The sequence below is a fragment of the Pseudarthrobacter sp. MOO14 genome, assembly GCF_058267675.1.
The window spans coordinates 3971717-3989009 of sequence record NZ_CM177849.1 but is presented as its reverse complement, the minus strand read 5'-3'; the positions used below and the strand labels follow the sequence as shown (position 1 = coordinate 3989009).

The following is a 17293-nucleotide window of genomic DNA, read 5'->3' as shown; positions in this document are numbered from 1 at the left end:
ACGGTGCGCTCGTCGAACGGGCCCACCAAGGTGACGGTGCGCGGCGCGGAAGCTACAACCCGAACGTCTCGTCTTCGTCGAACGGGCCCACCACGGTGACAGTGCGCGGCGCGGCGGCGAGTTCGGCGGCCAGTTCCTGGACCTGCTCCGCAGTGACGGCTTTGATCTGGCGCAGGGTTTCGTCGATGTCCTGGTATTCGCCGGAGACCAGTTCGGCCCGGCCCAGCCGGGACATCCGGGACCCGGTGTCTTCCAGCGCCAGGACGATCCCGCCGCCGAGTTGTCCCACGGCCTTGCGCAATTCATCGCCTGAAATACCGTGCTCCGCGAGTTTGTCCAACTCCACGCCCAGCAGGTCCAGCACCTGGCGGACCTTTGACGGAGTGCAGCCGGCGTACATCCCGAAGTAGCCGGCGTCGGCGTAGGACGAGGCAAAGGAGTAGGTGGAGTACACCAAACCGCGCTTCTCGCGGATTTCCTGGAAAAGCCGGGAGGACATGCCGCCGCCCAGGACGGCGTTCAGGACGCTCATGACGTAGCGGCGCTCATCCGTGGCAACGATGGTGGGGCACCCCATGATGATGTTGGCCTGTTCCACTGCGCGCTTGACCACGTGCAGTCCCGCCGTTCCGGTGATTTGGGCGCGTTCGGTGGGGCGCCGGCTGACCGGGGCCGCATCCGGCTCAAGCGACCATCCGGCGGATTCGAGGGCGTCCACCACGAGTCCGCAGACAACGTCGTGGTCCAGGCCGCCCGCGGCGGTGATGACCAGTTCCTGGGGCTTGTAGTACTTGCGGTAGTGGTCCCACACGGAGTCGCGGGCCACGGCTTTGATCGCTGCGGGCGTCCCGCCGATCGGCCGTCCCAGGGGGTGGCTGCCCAGGACGGCGGCCACAAAGTGTTCGTGCGCAACGTCGGTGGGGTCGTCGCTGTCCATGGCGATTTCCTCAAGGATGACGTCACGTTCCTGCTCCATCTCATCCGGGTCCAGGACGGCGCCGGTGATCATGTCCGCAATGACATCGATGGCCATGGGCAGGTCCGAATCCAGGACACGGGCGAAGTAGCACGTGCTTTCCTTCGCGGTGGCGGCATTCGATTCTCCGCCCACCTCGTCAAACGCCGAGGCGATCTCCAGGGCGGTGCGCCGGCGGGTGCCTTTGAACAGGAGGTGCTCAAGGAAGTGCGTGGAACCGTGCTGGCCGGGCGCCTCGTCACGGGATCCGACGCCCACCCAAAAGCCGATCGTGGCCGACCGTTGGCCCGGCATCGCTTCCGTCAGTACCCGCACTCCCCCGGGCAGCACGGAACGGCGGACTTCGGACCCGCCGTCGGAGCCATGGACCAGGGTGTCGCCGGCGTGGTTCTGCTCAAGCGGCAGGGGTACAACAGTCATTGAAGCCTTTCAGGACGGGCAGCCGGATCTGGCTGCCATCGTAACAGCGGCGGGACCGGTGGATCATCCACCGGTCCCGCCGATTCATGCTGTTGCCAAGCGAGGGCTGTTAGACGTCAGCGCCTTCAGCCGGCTCCGTGGCGTGGACGCGCTCGGTGTCGGCCGGAGCCTCTTCCTCGGCGACGACCGGGGCGAGCGAGAGCTTGCCGCGGTCATCGATCTTGGTGATCTCAACCTGGACCTTCTGGCCCACGGAGACGACGTCTTCGACGTTGTCCACGCGCTTGCCGTTGGCCAGCTTGCGGAGTTCGGAGATGTGCAGGAGGCCGTCCTTGCCCGGGGTCAGCGACACGAAGGCACCGAAGGTGGTGGTCTTGACGACCGTACCCAGGTAGCGCTCGCCGATTTCCGGGACCTGCGGGTTGGCGATGGCGTTGATGGCGGAGCGTGCTGCATCTGCAGACGGACCGTTGGTGGCGCCAATGTAGACCGTGCCGTCGTCCTCGATGGAGATGTCGGCGCCGGTGTCTTCCTGGATCTGGTTGATCATCTTGCCCTTGGGGCCGATGACCTCGCCGATCTTGTCCACGGGGATCTTGACGGCGATGACGCGCGGTGCGAACTCGGAGAGCTCGTCCGGGGTGTCGATGGCCGAGTTGATGACCTCGAGGATGTGCAGGCGGGCTTCGCGGGCCTGCTTCAGCGCTGCAGCCAGCACCGAGGCGGGGATACCGTCGAGCTTGGTGTCCAGCTGGATGGCGGTGACGAACTCGGCCGTACCGGCAACCTTGAAGTCCATGTCGCCGAAGGCGTCTTCGGCGCCGAGGATGTCGGTCAGTGCCGCGTAGCGGGTCTGGCCGTCAACCTGGTCGGACACGAGGCCCATGGCGATACCGGCGACGGCGGCCTTCAGGGGCACACCGGCGTTCAGCAGGGACAGGGTGGAGGCGCAGACGGAACCCATCGACGTCGAGCCGTTGGAACCGAGGGCCTCGGATACCTGGCGGATGGCGTAGGGGAATTCCTCGCGCGACGGCAGGACGGGCACCAGGGCGCGTTCGGCCAGGGCGCCGTGGCCGATTTCGCGACGCTTGGGCGAGCCCACACGGCCGGTTTCACCGGTGGAGTACGGCGGGAAGTTGTAGTTGTGCATGTAGCGCTTGCGCGTTACCGGCGACAGCGAGTCGATCTGCTGTTCCATCTTGAGCATGTTCAGCGTGGTGACACCCATGATCTGGGTCTCGCCGCGCTCGAAGATGGCCGAACCGTGGACGCGGGGCAGGACCTCGACCTCGGCAGTCAGCTGGCGGATGTCCGTCAGGCCGCGGCCGTCAATGCGGACCTGGTCCTTGAGGATGCGCTGGCGCACAACGTGCTTGGTGACCGAGCGGAAAGCAGCGGACAGCTCCTTTTCGCGGCCTTCGAACTGACCGGCCAGGCCGGCCAGGACTTCGTCCTTGAGCGCGTCGGAGGCGTTGTCGCGTTCCTGCTTGTCGGCGATCTGGAAGACAGCTGCCAGCTTGTCGGCGGCAGCGGATTCGACGGCGGCGTAAGCGTCGTCCTCGTAGTCCAGGAAGACCGGGAACTCGACCGTGGGCTTTGCGGCGCGCGCGGCGAGATCGGCCTGGGCGTCGCAGAGAGCCTTGATGAACGGCTTGGCGGCCTCGAGGCCTTCGGCCACGACCTCTTCGGTGGGGGCGGTGGCGCCCTGTTCCTTGATGAGGTTCCAGGAGTTGTCGGTGGCTTCGGCTTCAACCATCATGATGGCGACGTCGTCGCCGGCAACGCGGCCGGCAACCACCATGTTGAAGACCGAGTTCTCCAGCTGGGAGTGCTTGGGGAACGCAACCCACTGCGAACCGTGCTCGTCGGCGACGAGGGCAACGCGGACGCCGCCGATCGGGCCGGAGAACGGCAGGCCGGACAGCTGCGTGGACATCGAGGAGGCATTGATGGCCACAACGTCGTAGAGCTCGTCCGGGTTGATGGCCAGGACGGTGACGACGATCTGGACCTCGTTGCGCAGGCCCTTGATGAAAGCGGGGCGCAGCGGGCGGTCCATCAGGCGGCAGGCCAGGATGGCTTCGGTGGAGGGGCGGCCTTCGCGGCGGAAGAACGAGCCCGGGATGCGGCCGGCAGCGTACATGCGCTCTTCGACGTCGACCGTCAGCGGGAAGAAGTCGAAGCCTTCACGCGGGTGCTTGCCTGCGGTGGTGGCGGACAGCAGCGCGGTGTCGTCGTCGATGTACACCATGGCTGCGCCGGCGGCCTGCTTGGCGAGGCGGCCGGTTTCAAAGCGGATTACACGCTTGCCGAAGCGGCCATTGTCAATGACAGCCTCTGAGAACTGGATTTCGGGACCCTCCAAGAGAGTCACCTCCGTTTCTGTTTCACGGAAGTCCAGCCGCATCAACCCGGCCCAGCATCTGTCTACTGGCCCTTGCACCCGGTCATCGATCGAGACCCACGGGCCGCTGGCTTCAGTCAACGAAGCCGTTCCCGGGGATCACTACCGAGGACCGCGAATGCGTGATGCGGTTGATCCTCCTGTTTAGTTTTTCATTTGAAGAAGGCGGCCCGTTCCGGAGGGAAAGGGCCGCCCCAAAGCCAGACTAGCGGCGCAGGCCGAGACGCTCGATGAGCGTACGGTAGCGGGCGATGTCAGTCTTCTTGAGGTAGCTCAGCATACGCTTGCGACGACCAACCATGGCCAGCAGACCGCGCTGGGTGTGGTAGTCGTGCTTGTGCTCCTTCATGTGCTCAGTCAGATCCTTGATCCGCTGGGTCAGGACGGCAACCTGGACCTCGGGTGAACCGGTGTCGCCTTCGGCGGTTGCGTATTCCTTGATGATGGACTGCTTTACAGCGGCGTCAAGTGCCACAATAACTCCTTGGGAATGTGCCGTGAGGGCCCAGGTCAGAAGTTCACTGCCGGGTCTGCCATGCACGTCCTGTCCCGGAAACCCGGGAAAGCCGCAACGACAGGACCCAGCCGCCACGGACTGCAGCCGGATCCATCGTTCAGTTTACCGGGCCGGGCCTAACCTTGTCGAAACAGTCCGGGCGGACCCGCGGCCCGCTCCGGCGCCGGGCGTCAGCCCTGCAGCCGGTCCCGGATGGCGGCCATGCCGTCGAGGACCTCGGCGAAGCTGGTGCTCAGCGGCGACAACCCAACCCGGATCCCGTGCGGTGAGCGGAAGTCCGGGATGACGTCGCCGTCCCAGAGCGCTTCCACGGTGGCTTTGCTGAAGTCCGGGTGGTCCACGGTGATGTGGCCGCCCCGCTCCCCCGCGTCCCTGGGCGAAGCCAGTTCGGCACCCAGCGGGGCGAGCCAGGCGTCGAAGACATCGATGGCGAAGGCGGTCAGTGCCACTGACTTCGTCCGGATGGCAGCCATCGAGGCTTCCTCGATGAGGTCCAGGGTGCCTTGCATGGCGATCATGCCGAAGATGGCGGGGGTGCCGCTGAGGAAGCCGCGGATACCTGCCGCCGGTTCATAGCCGGCGGCCATCTCAAAAGCGTCCTTGCGGCCCATCCAACCCCAGATGGGCTGGTTGAGCGCCGGAAGGTGGCGGGCGTTGACGTACGCGAAGGCGGGTGAGCCCGGGCCGCCGTTGAGGTACTTGTAGGTGCAGCCGGCGGCGAAGTCCACGTCCGCGCCGTCCAGGCCGATCTCTACCGACCCCGCGGAGTGGCAAAGATCCCACACCACCAAGGCGCCGGCGTCGTGCACCGCCGCGGTGATTCCGGGCAGGTCAGCCAGGTGCCCTGAACGGTAGGCGATCTGGCTGAGGAGCACGACGGCGGTCCGCGGCCCGGTGGCCTGGCGCACCTGGTCAAGGGTCACCCCGGCTGCCGGATCGGGGTCGATCCATCGGAGGGTCAGCCCCTCTTCCAGGGCAATGCCCTCCACCAGGTAGCGGTCCGTGGGAAAGTTCCCGGTATCGAGCACAAGCTCGTTGCGGTCCGGGTCCGGCACGGCGGCCAGCGCGGCGCGGAGCAGCTTGTAGAGCACCACGGTGGTGGAATCGGCAATGATCGTTTGTCCCGGGGCCGCGCCCAGGACGGCGCGGCCCAGCTGGTCTCCGATGGCCTGCGGCATGGCGAGCCACTGTTCGTCCCAGCCGCGGATGAGCCGGCCGCCCCATTCGTTCCGGACGAAGGCGGCGACGTCGTCGGCGGTCCGTTTCAGGGGCCGGCCCAGGGAGTTGCCGTCAAGGTAGGACAGCGGGGTGTCCGTTCCGATGAAATGGTCCCGGTACGTTGCCAGCGGGTCTTGGCGGTCCAGCTCCGCCGCCCGGCGGTGGAGCGCCTCAGTGGTCACGCCGGTGGGGCCGTCCTGGTGGATGCTCATTGTCCGATCTCCGTCCTGACGGCAAATAGTTCCGGAAAAAATGTCAGCTCCAGCGCCTTCTGCAGGAAGGTGACCCCGCTGGAACCACCCGTGCCTGTCTTCATGCCGATGGTCCGCTGAACGGTGCGCAGGTGCCTGAACCGCCAGAGCTGGAAGTTGTCCTCCAGGTCCACCAGTTCCTCGCACGCCTCGTAAGCGGCCCAGTTCTCTGCCGCGTTTTCGTAGATGTGCTTGAAGAGTGGGACCAGGTCCGGGGTGAACTCATGGGCGCGCGTCACGTCCCGGTCCAGGACGGAAGCGGGCACGTCGAATCCGTGCCGGGACAGATAGGCGAGGAACTCGTCGTAGATGCTGGGGGCCGCAAGCAGTTCCGCCAGCATGGCGTGGGCCTCGGGATCGGATTCGAAGACCGGCAGCATCTTGCGGTTTTTGTTTCCCAGCACGAATTCGACCGCCCGGTATTGGGCGGACTGGAAGCCCGAGGAATTCCCCAGGAAGCCGCGGAACTGCGAATACTCGGTGGGGGTCAGGGTGGCCAGTACGGACCATTGTTCGGTGAGGGTCTTCTGGATGTGCTTGACCCGGGCAATGCCCTTCAGCGCCGAGCCGAGGTCGTCGGCCCGCAGCCAGGCGGCGGCGCTGCGCAGCTCGTGCAGGACCAGCTTCAGCCACAACTCGGTGGTCTGGTGCTGGATGATGAACAGCATCTCGTCGTGGTGTTCCGGCTCGCTGACCGGCTTTTGGGCACTAAGCAGCGTGGGCAACTGCAGGTAGGAGGCGTAGCTCATCCGCGAGCTGAAGTCGCGGACAATCCCTTCATCGAGCTTGCGGGTGTTCTTTTCGACGGACACGCACTGCCTTTCGTTGTTAGGGCCCCGGCAGTGCTGTCAGCGGGCGGCGAGGAGTTGATGGGCCTGCGCCACATCCAGCCGCATCTGTTCCACCAGGGCCTCAGGGCCACGATAGGCCACCATGCCCCGCAACCGTTCGACGAATTCCACGATCACTGTCTGGCCGTACAGATTGAAGTCCTCCACGGCTTCCTTGGGCCGGTCGATGACGTGTGCCTCGACTTGCCGGCTGACGCCGTCGAACGTGGGATTGGAGCCCACCGAAATCGCCGCCGGCCAGCGCGTTCCGGCCTGGTCCACCAGCCAGCCTGCGTAGATGCCGTCGGCCGGGATCAGTCCCGAGGCATTGGAGGCGAGGTTTGCGGTGGGGAAACCGAGCGCCCTGCCGCGGGCGGCACCGTGGACCACTTCGCCGCGCATCCGGTGGGCCCTGCCCAGCACCGCGGCAGCGGTGGCGACGTCGCCCTCCTGCAGCGCCTCGCGCACCCAGGTGGACGAGCAGCGCCGGTCGGTGGCTTCGTCGCCGTGCAGCGGGTAGCCCTCTGAGCCGAATTCGCTGATCACCTGGACATCGAAGCCGAACTTTTTGCCCAGCGCCTTCATGGTGTCCAGGTCACCGGAGTTGCCGCGGCCGAATCGGGCGTCGTGGCCGATGACAACGTGGCTCGCGTGCAGGCAGTCCACCAGGTACTGCTCCACGAATTCCTCGGCCGTCAGGCTGGCGAGGTCCAGGGAGTACTTGACCACGAGGACGGCGTCCAGGCCGAGCTCGCCCAGGGCCTCAAGCTTGTCCTCCAGGCCCATGATCAGTTCCGGCGCGGCCTCGGGGCGGTGGATCAGCGCAGGGTGGGGGTCGAAGGTGACGGCCACGGCCTTGGCGTGCGCGAGGCGGGCCGAGCGGATCAACTGGGAGAGCACCTGCTGGTGGCCGCGGTGAACGCCATCGAAATTGCCGAACGTGACAACGGATGGGCCGAAGTCCGCCGGGACATCGGACGGATCGTTCCAGATGTAGACCATCACCCTCGCCTTAAGCTGCCTGCAAAATCTGTGTTCCGGGGCCAGGCCGGCCGCGGAACTCTTCAAGGTTACCCGGATTCACTGCGCGGCCTTGGCCTGGGACGGGCGGCGGCGGTACAGCCACGCCAGCCCGAGGATGGGCAGCAGCAGCGGGATGAAGCCGTAGCCCCGGCCGAACAGCGACCAGACCGTCTCGTGCGGGAACTGCACGGAGTCCAGGACGCTCAGGGTCCCCACCACCAGGACACCCGCCAGTTCCACCAGGACGGCCGCTACGGAGACCTTGAACCAGGTGCTGCCTGCTTTGGCCAAGGAGACGGTGGCTACTACGTAGACCAGGGCGGCGAAGGCCGAGAGCAGGTAGGCCAGCGGGGCCTCGGAGAATTTGGTGAGGATCTGGTACCCGGCGCGGGCCGTGGCGGAGATCGCGAAAACCCCATAGACCGCAATCAGCAGCCTGCCGGGCCCGGTATTGCGGGTGTTGCGGGCGGGTGCGTCCTCGGCCGGGCGGGCCTGCTGGTCTTTCATTTGTTTTGCTTCTTCCACTTCAGTACCAGATCTGGTTCATCCGCGCGGCCATCACCAGTGCGGTGACGCCGACGGCGGCCAGGACAAAGTTGCTCCACCGGGTCCGTTCCAGGATGGACCAGTACGCCGCTGCCGGGGGCAGGAGCATGGCGGTGGCCATGTAGCCCCAGAATTCCCAGGCTTCGCCTGCAATGTGTTCGCCGGCAATGACCCGCACGATGGAACCCACCAGGTAGACCACGAGGGCCAGTTCGACCGCGGCGACGGACAGGATGGTGACGTCGTTGGGCGCTTTCTTCAGGATTCCGGCACCGAGGCAAAGCACCGTGGACACCAGGCCGACCACCAGGATGATCCAAAAATATGCATCCACGCCTATGCCTCCGCGGCGGCGGTCGCTGCCGGGCCGGTGCCGGGGGCGAAGACCAGCACCGGTTTGGCGTAGCTGCCCGCGTCGGCGAGGAGGGCCACCAAGGTGCCGTCGGGGGCGAAGGCTGCGGCCGGGTGTTCCGCCGTGGCAGCGCCCGCGGTACCTGTGGAGGCTCCGGAAGCGATCCGCCGGCCGAAGGAGATTTCCGTAGTCTCCTCCGCGGTCAGCTCACGGTTGGGCATCAGGGCCCGGGCGGCCTGTGACATTTCCAGGATGGTGAGTTCCTCGGCGAGCTCTTCAAGGGTCCGCGCCTGGTCCAGCGAGTAGGGGCCCACATGGGTCCTGCGGAGGGCGGTGAGGTGCCCGCCGGTGCCGAGGGCGTTGCCGAGGTCCCGGGCGAGGGCACGGATATATGTACCGGAGGAGCATTCAACCGTGACATCGAGGTCGATGACGTCCGCGTCCGGATCCCGCCTGACGGCATGGACCTCGAAGCGGTGAATGGTGACGGGGCGGGCGGCCAGCTTGACGTCCTCGCCGGAGCGCACCCGCGCATAGGCGCGTTCGCCGTTGACCTTGATCGCGCTGACGCTGCTGGGCACCTGCTCGATCCTGCCGGTGAGGGCTGCGACGCCGTCGTAAATTGCCTGCTCGCCCACCCCGGACGTGCCGGCCGTGGCGGTGACCTCCCCTTCGGCGTCGTCCGTCACGGTGGACTGGCCCAGCCGAATGGTGGCCGTGTAGGTCTTGGAGGTGCCCACAATGTAGGTCAGCAGGCGGGTGGCCTTGTTGATGCCGAGGACCAGCACGCCGGTGGCCATGGGGTCGAGGGTGCCCGCATGCCCCACTTTCCGGGTACCTGCGAGGCGCCGCATCCGGCCAACCACGTCATGGCTGGTCCATCCCTGCGGCTTGTCCACTATCACCAGTCCAGAAAGCACGCCTCCCAGTATATCGGCGCAGGTTGGGGCGCCCGCACGCCAGGCGGAGGGCGGACATGGACGGCTAGGATGGCTGGCATGCCCGAGCTTGCCGCCCACGTCCGCGACGTGCCCGTCAACCAGATCCGCGAGATCACCGAGGCCGCCTGGCGCACGCCGGACGCGCTGGTGCTGAGCATCGGCGAGCCCGGCTTCCCGCTCCCCCGCCACGTCCTGGACGCCGGCATCGCCTGCCTGGACCGCGATGAAACCAACTACACGCCCAACGCGGGGATCCCGGCCCTGCGCGAGGCGTTCGCGGCCAGGTTCCGCCAGGACCAGGGCGTCGATGTCGGGGCCGACCAGGTCTACGTGGTGTCCGGCGCGCAGCAGGGCCTGCACTTGGCCATGAGCCTGCTGCTCTCCCCGGGTGACGAGATCCTGATCCCCAACCCGGGCTATCCCACCTTTGCCATGACCAGCCGGCTGCTCAATGCCGTGCCCGTGCAGTACCCGCTGCACCCGGACCACAACTTCCAACCCCGGGTGGCCGACGTCGAGGCCCTCATCACCGGCCGCACCCGCGTGCTGGTGCTCAACTCACCGTCAAACCCGCTGGGGGCCGTGCTGGGCGAGGACCTGGTCCGCGACCTGATGGACCTGGCCCGCCGGCACGATCTCTGGGTCATCTCCGACGAGTGCTACGAGGCGTTCACCTACGATGTGCCGCACGTGAGCCCGGCACGGTTCGATGCCGGCTCCCCGGAGGGGGCCCGCGTGTTCACCTCCCTGACGCTGTCGAAAACGTACGGCCTCACCGGACTGCGGATTGGCGCGCTCATCTGCCCGCCGGGCCTCAAGCAGAAAATGGACAACGTCATGGAGTCGATCGTGTCGTGTGTGGCGTCCGCCCCGCAGTATGCGGCGCTCGCCGCCCTGACCGGGCCGCAGGACTACGTCCGGCACGCACATCGGCATTACCGGGAGAACCGGGATGCCGCCTCGGCGGTACTGGCTGCCAAGGGGATCCGTTTCCTCCCGGCGCAGGGTGCGTTCTACCTGTGGGCCGATCTGTCCCACGCGACCGGCGGCGATGTGCGGGCCTGGGTGCGGCGCTTCCTGGCGGACGCCGGTGTGGCGCTGGCGCCGGGGACCGCATTCGGCTCCATTGGCGAGGGTTGGGTGCGGATCGCGTTGTGCGGCCGGAAGCAGGAACTCCTCGAGGGCGTGTCGCGGCTTCCTGCCGCGTCCCGGTAGCGGCGCCCGCAAGACCTGGCGGCCGGCGTCAGGTTTGCGCGCCGGCGAGAGCCCGGTCCAGCCAGGAACGCAGGACGTCCGCCGGTGCGGCGCCGGCTTGGCGGGCCACCACCTTGCCGTCCACGATCACCATCAGTGTCGGAATGGCTCGGACATCGAACCGCCGCGACAAACCGGGAGACGTGTCCACGTCCACCTTCACCAGCTTGATCTTTCCCGGCCGCTCCCGCGCCAGCTTGTCCAGGACGGGGCTGACCATCCGGCAGGGCCCGCACCATGCGGCCCAGAAGTCCACCAGCACCGGCACTGCCGATTGCTCGGCCACGGCGGCAAAGTCCGCGTCGCCGGCAGACACAATCCACGGAAGGTCAGCCTTGCAGTTGCCGCAGCGCGGATGCCCGGCTGCCCGGACCGGCACCCGGTTGGTCTTTCCGCAGGCGGGGCAGGCGATGAGTGCGGTTTCCATGGCTAGTAGTCCGTCCTGCCGGCGAAGGCGCCCCACGCCTGGAAGGGGAGGTCCGACGTCGGGATGTCACCCCGGGTGACCGGCATCAGGTCCGGCCGGGCGCCGTTGAAGTAGTCGTAGAAGAGGGCGTCATCGAAGCCCGCAGCCGCCGCCCCGTGCCGGTCTGCGGCAAAGTAGACATGGCCGATCCTGGCCCACAGGGCCGAGGCCAGGCACATGGGGCACGGCTCGCAGCTTGCGTAGAGCACGGATCCGGTGAGGTCGAAGTTTGCCGTTGCCGCCGCCGCTGCCCTGATGGCCACGACCTCTGCGTGGGCGGTGGGATCGTTGTCCCGGGTGACGCGGTTGACACCGGCGTGGGCTTTCCCGTCGGGGGTCACCACCACGGCAGCGAACGGTCCCCCGCCCAGGCCGACGTTCCGCGTTGCCAGGTCCACTGCCTGCTCGAGGTACGTGGAGGGGATGCCGTGCTCGTCCGAGGTCATAGCACGATCCTAGCCACGTGGGCGCTGTTGGGGGATAGAAAGGGGGCAACGCAGGGGGGATTCCCCCAACGACTACCCGCTGGTAGGAGCCTACGCTTGCGCGCGGGGGAACATTTCGCCTCCTCGGAGGCTTCCTATCCAGCCCGTCAAGGGCCCCGCACCCGGAGATCCCAATGAAAAAAAGACTCGCACTCTTAGCCTGTATCGCGGCCACCGCCGCCGCCATGGCGTCCGCTGGCCCCGCCTCTGCATCCACCCGCACACATGACTACGATGTCCTTGCAGATGGACTCGTCTCTCCCCTGCACGTCGCTGCAGGGACCGGAAAATCGGTCCTGGTGTCCCAGGACTTTGCCGGAAAACTCACCCGCATCAGCAGGGACGGCGCCACGAAGGACCTGGCGACCGAGACGCCCCAGGGCTGGGAGGTGGCCGGCTCGGACACCCACGGCAGCACCACGTATTACCTTGAAAGTGTGGGCGCCGGCCAGGGAGACCCCGCCGCACTGCACGGATACCTCAAGTCGATCGACGCCAAGGGCGATGTGGACACCATCGCCAACTTTGCCGACTACGAACGGCGCCACAACCCGGACGGAGACCAGCGCTACGGGTTTGGCCGTGACGTCAGCGATCAGTGCCTCGCCGGTTGGCCCGCGTTCCCGCCGGCAAAGTACAAAGGCACGGTTGACTCCCACCCTTATGCCCTGGCGGTCAAGGATGACACCGCCTATGTGGCCGACGCAGGGATGAACGCCGTGCTCAAGGTGAACCTGAAGAACGGCGACATCGATACAATCGCCGTCCTGCCGCCACGGCCGGCCACCATTCCGGCGGGTTTGAAGATCCCTGTGGACATGGAGGGGAACACCATGACGGTTCCGGACTGCGTGGTAGGGCACAAGTACGCCTTCGAGCCCGTGCCTACCGATGTGGTGATCGGCCCGGACGGGATGCTGTATGTGACATCCCTGCCGGGCGGACCGGAAGGACCGGAGCTTGGTGCCCGCGGTGCGATTTTCAAGATCAACCCGTGGAACGGTGACACCGACCTCTGGGCGGACCACATTCTCAGCCCCACGGGCCTGGCGGTCGCCGGCAATGGTGATGTGTATGTGGCGTCCCTGTTCGGCGGCGAGATCCTGAAGTTCACGTGTGAGGGCAGCCGTTCCCAGTTCCTGGCTGTAAACATGCCCGCGGACGTCGACATCAGCGGCAACACGCTCTACGCCACGGCTGACGCGCTCGGGGATCCCTCGCAGCCGCCGTCCGGGAAGGTCATCAAAGCTGACCTGCACTAGGGATGCAGCACTGATGGGTTAAAAGCAGCAGGGCCCGGGATCAGCTCCCGGGCCCTGCTGGCGTCCTGCATGTTGCTGTCCGCGTCGACGTCGCCGTCGCTGCTGAGGCCGGTGTCTTACTTGTTGCTGTCCTCGTCGACGGCGCCGTCGCTGCTGAGGTCGGTGTCCTCTTCGTCGAAGTCGTCTTCGTCGATGTCGACGTCGTCGGACTTGTAGGGGTCGGCGTCACCGGCGTGCTGCGCATTGGCGGCCAGCGCGGCCACTTCGGCGTCACGCTTGCGGGCTTCCCGCAGGAGTTCCTCGAGGTTCGAAGCGTTGACCGGGATCTGGTCTGCCACGAACTCCAGGGTGGGGGTCAACCGGACGGTGATGTTCCGGCCGACTTCCTGCCGCAGCACACCCTTGGCCTTTTCAAGCCCCTTGGCGGCGTCGGCCTGGACAGCCTCGTCACCGAAGACCGTGTAGTAGACAGTGGCGTGCTGCAGATCATTGGTCACCCGGGCGTCGGTAACAGTAATGCCCTCAAGCCGGGGATCCTTGGCCTTCCGGCCCAGAGCCTCAGCAACAACAACCTTAATCCGCTGCGCCAATTTGGCAGCACGTGCCGGATCAGCCATGAACAACTCCTCAAAAATTTGGATGTACGACGGCGCAAAACGACGAACGCACAGACTCGGGTTTGTTTGCCACGCGCCTAAGGCAAGCCTACGACGGACTCCCGTTGGGTTTTTTCCGGCGGCCTGGGAGTGGCATCGGGCCTATCGGAGCCGGACGGTTTGCGATCGAAGATCGAAAACCGTCCGGCGAAGGGGCGGGGCCGCCGGAAAAAATCCAACGGCCCCGCACCAGTAACGCTAGGACACCCTAGACGCGCGGCTTCTCGCGCATCTCGAAGGTCTCGATGATGTCGCCTTCGGTGATGTCGTTGTACGAGCCAAGACCGATACCACATTCGAAGTCCGTGCGGACCTCTGTGGCGTCGTCCTTGAACCGCTTGAGCGACTCGACCGTGAGGTTGTCACCAATGATCTTGCCGTCGCGGGTGACGCGTGCCTTGGCGTTGCGGCGGATGATGCCCGAGCGGACGATCGAGCCGGCGATGTTTCCGAACTTGGAGGAGCGGAACACTTCGCGGACCTCGGCGGTGCCAAGCTGGACTTCTTCGTACTCCGGCTTGAGCATGCCCTTGAGGGCTGCTTCGATGTCATCGATTGCTGCGTAGATGACGGAGTAGAAGCGCATGTCCACGCCTTCGCGGTCTGCCAGTTCGGCAACCCGCTCGGCGGGCTTGACGTTGAAGCCGATGATGACGGCGGAGTCGACCGTTGCCAGGTTGACGTCGTTCTGGGTGATGGCACCCACACCGCGGTGGATGACGCGCAGCTGCACGCCTTCGCCGACGTCGATCTTGAGCAGCGCGTCTTCGAGGGCTTCCACGGCACCGGACACGTCACCCTTGAGGATGAGGTTAAGGGTGTCGATCTTGCCTTCGGCGACGGCCTGGTCGAAGTCTTCCAGGCTGATCCGCTTGCGGCGCTTGGCCAGGGCGGCGTTGCGGTCGGCGGCTTCACGCTTCTCGGCGATCTGGCGGGCGGTGCGCTCGTCAGCGGTCACGAAGAAGGTGTCACCGGCGCGCGGGACGTTGGACAGACCCAGCACCTGCACGGGGCGGGACGGGCCTGCCTCGGTCAGGGCGCTGCCGTCGTCGTCGAACATCGCACGGACGCGGCCGTGGGCCGTGCCTGCCACGATGGTGTCGCCGACGCGCAGGGTGCCGGACTGCACCAGGACGGTGGCAACCGCACCACGGCCCTTGTCCAGGTTGGCTTCGATCGCGATACCGCGGGCGTCCTTGTTCGGGTTGGCGCGCATGTCCAGGGCAGCGTCCGCGGTGAGCAGGACGGCCTCGAGCAGCTCGTCGATGTGGAGGTTCTGGCGGGCAGAAACTTCCACGAACATGGTGTCGCCACCGTATTCCTCGGGAACCAGTCCGTACTCGGTCAGCTGGCCGCGGACCTTTTCCGGGTTGGCGCCTTCCTTGTCGATCTTGTTCACTGCCACGACGATCGGTACGTTGGCCGCCTGGGCGTGGTTGAGCGCCTCAACGGTCTGGGGCATGACGCCGTCGTCCGCTGCGACCACCAGGATGGCGATGTCGGTGACCTTGGCACCTCGGGCACGCATGGCGGTGAACGCCTCGTGGCCCGGGGTATCGATGAAGGTGATCTTCCGGTCGTCGCCTTCGTGGTTGTGCGTGACCTGGTAGGCACCGATGTGCTGGGTGATGCCACCGTGTTCGCCCGCCATGACGTCGGACTTGCGGATGGCATCGAGCAGTCGGGTCTTACCGTGGTCGACGTGACCCATGACGGTGACTACCGGAGGACGTGCCTCAAGTTCCTCGTCGCCTTCGGCTTCGAGTTCGGCGTCAAAGTCGATGTCGAAGCTGGAGAGCAGCTCGCGTTCTTCGTCTTCCGGGGAGACGACCTGGAGCTTGTAGCCCAGTTCCTCGCCGAGGAGGGCGAAGGTGTCTTCGTCCAGGGACTGGGTGGCGGTAGCCATTTCACCAAGGTGGAACAGTACGGTCACCAGTGCAGCGGGGTTCGCCTCGATCTTGTCGGCGAAGTCCGTGATGGACGAGCCGCGGCGGAGCCGGATCACAGTGTTGCCGTCGCCGCGGGGTACGCTCACGCCACCCAGCGACGGGGCACTCATCTGCTCAAGTTCCTGGCGCTTGGCGCGCTTGGACTTGCGCTGCTTGCCACGGCCTGCGCCGCCCTTGCCGAAGGCACCCTGGGTGCCACCGCGGCCGCGGCCGCCCTTGCCGAACCCGCCACCGGCGGGAGCACCGCCGCCGCCACCGGGGCCACCGGTACCGGGAGCGCCGCCGGGGCGTCCGGGCCCGCGGCCGCCGCCGGGACGGCCGGCACCTGCGGGTGCGGGACGCTCGGTGCGGTTAGGCATCATGCCGGGAGTGGGGCGGGGACCGCCGGGGCGCGGGGCGCCGGGACGGGGTCCACCGGCACCTGCCGCGGGACGGGGTCCACCGGCACCGGCTGCGGGGCGCGGACCACCGGGACGGGGTCCGCCTGCACCGGCTGCGGGACGGGGACCGCCGGGACGGTCGCCGTCGCGGCCGCCGCCCGGTCGGGGCATGCCCTGTGAGGTGGCGAACGGGTTGTTGCCTGGACGCGGAGCGCGTTCACCGTCTCCGCCGCGGCCACGGGGCATGCCCTGTGAGGTGGCGAAGGGGTTGTTGCCCGGGCGGGGACCGCCGGGCCGGGGGCTGGAGGCACCCGGCGTGGAACCACCCGGACGGGTGGAGGGAGCCGGGGTCTCTGCCTTCGGGGCAGGGCGGGCGCCGGGCTTGGCTCCCGTGGACGGAGCCGCGGGGGCGGCCGGCGCGGGGGTTTCAGCTGCGGGAGCTGCCGGGGCAGCCTGGGCAGGCGTTGCCGGTGCTTGTGCCGCGGGGGCCGGAGCCTTGGGCGCGGCCGGGCCGGGTGCGGGTGCTGAAGGACGTGATCCTGCTGCGGGTGCGGGCGCCTTGGGGGCGGCTGCGGGCGTCGCGGCAGGGGCTGCCGACTTGGCAGCGGCGTCGGGGAAGGCGTTGCGCAGTTTCCGCACAACGGGGGCCTCAATGGTGGATGAGGCGGAGCGAACGAATTCGCCCAGTTCCTGCAGTTTTGTCACTGCATCTTTGGAAGTTATACCGAGCTCTTTGGCGAGCTCATGTACGCGGACCTTGGCCACATTTCTCCTGTCTCGGTCCGCACCGAGCCAGGCACGAACCGTCTACTTCTTACTGCGGACCCCAGCCGCTGTTGATGCGAAGGGGCCCATTGCAGAGCGCAACAAAGTTGTCATCGTTACGCACTCATCGCTGGGAACTCATCGGGTTTCCATCAGATTTCTGACCCGCTTTCAGGTTGGACGGTTGGTGTTGCAGCCACCGGGGCGGCGTCAACGTTCGGACCTGACATGATCCAGTGTTCGACGGCGGCTGTTCCGGTCGCGCCCGGAAGGGCACGTCCGAATGCTCGCCGCTTGATCGCCAGAGCCAGGCACGATTGGCTGGGGTGCAGCCATGCACCCCGGCCAGACATCCGGCGTCGTTCATCCACCAGGACAGCGGTTGACCCGCTGCCTTCGGCGACGAGCCGGAGCAACTGCGACCGCAGGCCTTTCTTCCGGCATCCGATGCAGGTACGTTCGGGCTGACTCCCGGTGGAAAGCACTTCTGCCACGGTCATCGTCCTGACGTTCATTCTGCTGGCCCTCGAATACCCGCCTCCGGAGTCCCGGAAAACTGGCATGCACAGGGCACACGGCTGCCGGCCGTTAGGCG

At 66.7% G+C, this 17293-nt stretch carries 16 protein-coding genes; 2 read left to right on the top strand and 14 right to left on the bottom strand.

The window, feature by feature from the left end; genetic code table 11:
* Positions 1-52 precede the first annotated feature (52 nt).
* The 9 genes from AC4EEV_RS18360 to truB all read right to left on the bottom strand — a co-directional run bounded on the left by AC4EEV_RS18360 (position 53) and on the right by truB (position 9460).
* Positions 53-1396, bottom strand: a complete 1344-nt coding sequence (locus AC4EEV_RS18360) for a M16 family metallopeptidase (RefSeq protein ID WP_018763491.1) — start codon at positions 1394-1396, stop codon at positions 53-55.
* A 109-nt stretch (positions 1397-1505) separates the two neighbouring features.
* Positions 1506-3764, bottom strand: coding sequence for a polyribonucleotide nucleotidyltransferase (locus tag AC4EEV_RS18355; RefSeq protein WP_109044966.1), 2259 nt, complete (start codon positions 3762-3764; stop codon positions 1506-1508).
* A gap of 244 nt (positions 3765-4008) precedes the next feature.
* Positions 4009-4278 carry a 30S ribosomal protein S15 gene (gene rpsO / locus AC4EEV_RS18350; RefSeq protein WP_018763489.1) on the bottom strand — a complete coding sequence of 90 codons (270 nt, stop codon included), beginning with the start codon at positions 4276-4278 and terminating at the stop codon, positions 4009-4011.
* A gap of 212 nt (positions 4279-4490) precedes the next feature.
* On the bottom strand, positions 4491-5750 hold the full coding sequence (locus tag AC4EEV_RS18345) for a kynureninase (RefSeq protein ID WP_018763488.1): 1260 nt from the start codon (positions 5748-5750) through the stop codon (positions 4491-4493).
* A complete protein-coding gene (gene kynA, locus AC4EEV_RS18340) occupies positions 5747-6601 on the bottom strand; it encodes a tryptophan 2,3-dioxygenase (protein WP_018763487.1) in 855 nt (284 codons plus the stop codon). The genes AC4EEV_RS18345 and kynA overlap by 4 nt, the downstream gene beginning before the upstream one ends.
* A gap of 36 nt (positions 6602-6637) precedes the next feature.
* On the bottom strand, positions 6638-7621 hold the full coding sequence (locus AC4EEV_RS18335) for a bifunctional riboflavin kinase/FAD synthetase (protein WP_491329670.1): 984 nt from the start codon (positions 7619-7621) through the stop codon (positions 6638-6640).
* A 78-nt stretch (positions 7622-7699) separates the two neighbouring features.
* Complete coding sequence (locus AC4EEV_RS18330; protein WP_018763485.1) at positions 7700-8149, bottom strand: hypothetical protein; 450 nt, start codon at positions 8147-8149, stop codon at positions 7700-7702.
* A 19-nt stretch (positions 8150-8168) separates the two neighbouring features.
* Positions 8169-8522, bottom strand: coding sequence for a hypothetical protein (locus AC4EEV_RS18325; RefSeq protein ID WP_133832596.1), 354 nt, complete (start codon positions 8520-8522; stop codon positions 8169-8171).
* 2 nt (positions 8523-8524) lie between these two features.
* A complete protein-coding gene (gene truB / locus AC4EEV_RS18320; RefSeq protein WP_285320531.1) occupies positions 8525-9460 on the bottom strand; it encodes a tRNA pseudouridine(55) synthase TruB in 936 nt (311 codons plus the stop codon).
* A 78-nt stretch (positions 9461-9538) separates the two neighbouring features.
* Here truB and AC4EEV_RS18315 point away from each other — a divergent pair, with 78 nt between their 5' ends.
* Complete coding sequence (locus AC4EEV_RS18315) at positions 9539-10696, top strand: pyridoxal phosphate-dependent aminotransferase (RefSeq protein ID WP_491329669.1); 1158 nt, start codon at positions 9539-9541, stop codon at positions 10694-10696.
* Positions 10697-10724: 28 nt separating this feature from the next.
* Here the strand turns inward: AC4EEV_RS18315 and trxA are convergent, their stop codons facing one another.
* Both trxA and AC4EEV_RS18305 read right to left on the bottom strand, forming a co-directional pair.
* Positions 10725-11162 carry a thioredoxin gene (trxA, locus tag AC4EEV_RS18310; RefSeq protein WP_491329668.1) on the bottom strand — a complete coding sequence of 146 codons (438 nt, stop codon included), beginning with the start codon at positions 11160-11162 and terminating at the stop codon, positions 10725-10727.
* Positions 11163-11164: 2 nt separating this feature from the next.
* Positions 11165-11647 (bottom strand): nucleoside deaminase, encoded by a 483-nt coding sequence (locus AC4EEV_RS18305; RefSeq protein ID WP_491329667.1) that lies wholly within the window; start codon positions 11645-11647, stop codon positions 11165-11167.
* A gap of 173 nt (positions 11648-11820) precedes the next feature.
* Between AC4EEV_RS18305 and AC4EEV_RS18300 the strand changes: the two genes are divergently transcribed.
* Positions 11821-12948 carry a ScyD/ScyE family protein gene (locus AC4EEV_RS18300; protein WP_491329666.1) on the top strand — a complete coding sequence of 376 codons (1128 nt, stop codon included), beginning with the start codon at positions 11821-11823 and terminating at the stop codon, positions 12946-12948.
* A 116-nt stretch (positions 12949-13064) separates the two neighbouring features.
* Here the strand turns inward: AC4EEV_RS18300 and rbfA are convergent, their stop codons facing one another.
* The 3 genes from rbfA to AC4EEV_RS18285 form a co-directional block, all read right to left on the bottom strand.
* Entirely contained in the window at positions 13065-13565 is a 501-nt protein-coding gene (rbfA, locus tag AC4EEV_RS18295; protein WP_491329665.1) for a 30S ribosome-binding factor RbfA, read from the bottom strand.
* A 247-nt stretch (positions 13566-13812) separates the two neighbouring features.
* Positions 13813-16698: a translation initiation factor IF-2 gene (infB, locus tag AC4EEV_RS18290; RefSeq protein WP_018763477.1), complete on the bottom strand. Its 2886-nt coding sequence runs from the start codon at positions 16696-16698 to the stop codon at positions 13813-13815.
* Between the two features lie 152 nt (positions 16699-16850).
* The gene (locus AC4EEV_RS18285; RefSeq protein ID WP_018763476.1) at positions 16851-17198 is read right to left on the bottom strand and encodes a YlxR family protein; all 348 of its coding nucleotides are present in this window, start codon (positions 17196-17198) and stop codon (positions 16851-16853) included.
* Between the last annotated feature and the right edge of the window lie 95 nt (positions 17199-17293).

Coding starts and splice junctions, on each gene's coding strand:
- AC4EEV_RS18285 (WP_018763476.1), bottom strand. CDS start 17,198: ATGACCGTGGCAGAAGTGCTTTCCACCGGGAGTCAGCCCGAACGTACC.
- AC4EEV_RS18315 (WP_491329669.1), top strand. CDS start 9,539: ATGCCCGAGCTTGCCGCCCACGTCCGCGACGTGCCCGTCAACCAGATC.
- trxA (WP_491329668.1), bottom strand. CDS start 11,162: ATGGAAACCGCACTCATCGCCTGCCCCGCCTGCGGAAAGACCAACCGG.
- AC4EEV_RS18360 (WP_018763491.1), bottom strand. CDS start 1,396: ATGACTGTTGTACCCCTGCCGCTTGAGCAGAACCACGCCGGCGACACC.
- AC4EEV_RS18345 (WP_018763488.1), bottom strand. CDS start 5,750: ATGAGCATCCACCAGGACGGCCCCACCGGCGTGACCACTGAGGCGCTC.
- rbfA (WP_491329665.1), bottom strand. CDS start 13,565: ATGGCTGATCCGGCACGTGCTGCCAAATTGGCGCAGCGGATTAAGGTT.
- AC4EEV_RS18305 (WP_491329667.1), bottom strand. CDS start 11,647: ATGACCTCGGACGAGCACGGCATCCCCTCCACGTACCTCGAGCAGGCA.
- AC4EEV_RS18300 (WP_491329666.1), top strand. CDS start 11,821: ATGAAAAAAAGACTCGCACTCTTAGCCTGTATCGCGGCCACCGCCGCC.
- AC4EEV_RS18330 (WP_018763485.1), bottom strand. CDS start 8,149: ATGAAAGACCAGCAGGCCCGCCCGGCCGAGGACGCACCCGCCCGCAAC.
- AC4EEV_RS18335 (WP_491329670.1), bottom strand. CDS start 7,621: ATGGTCTACATCTGGAACGATCCGTCCGATGTCCCGGCGGACTTCGGC.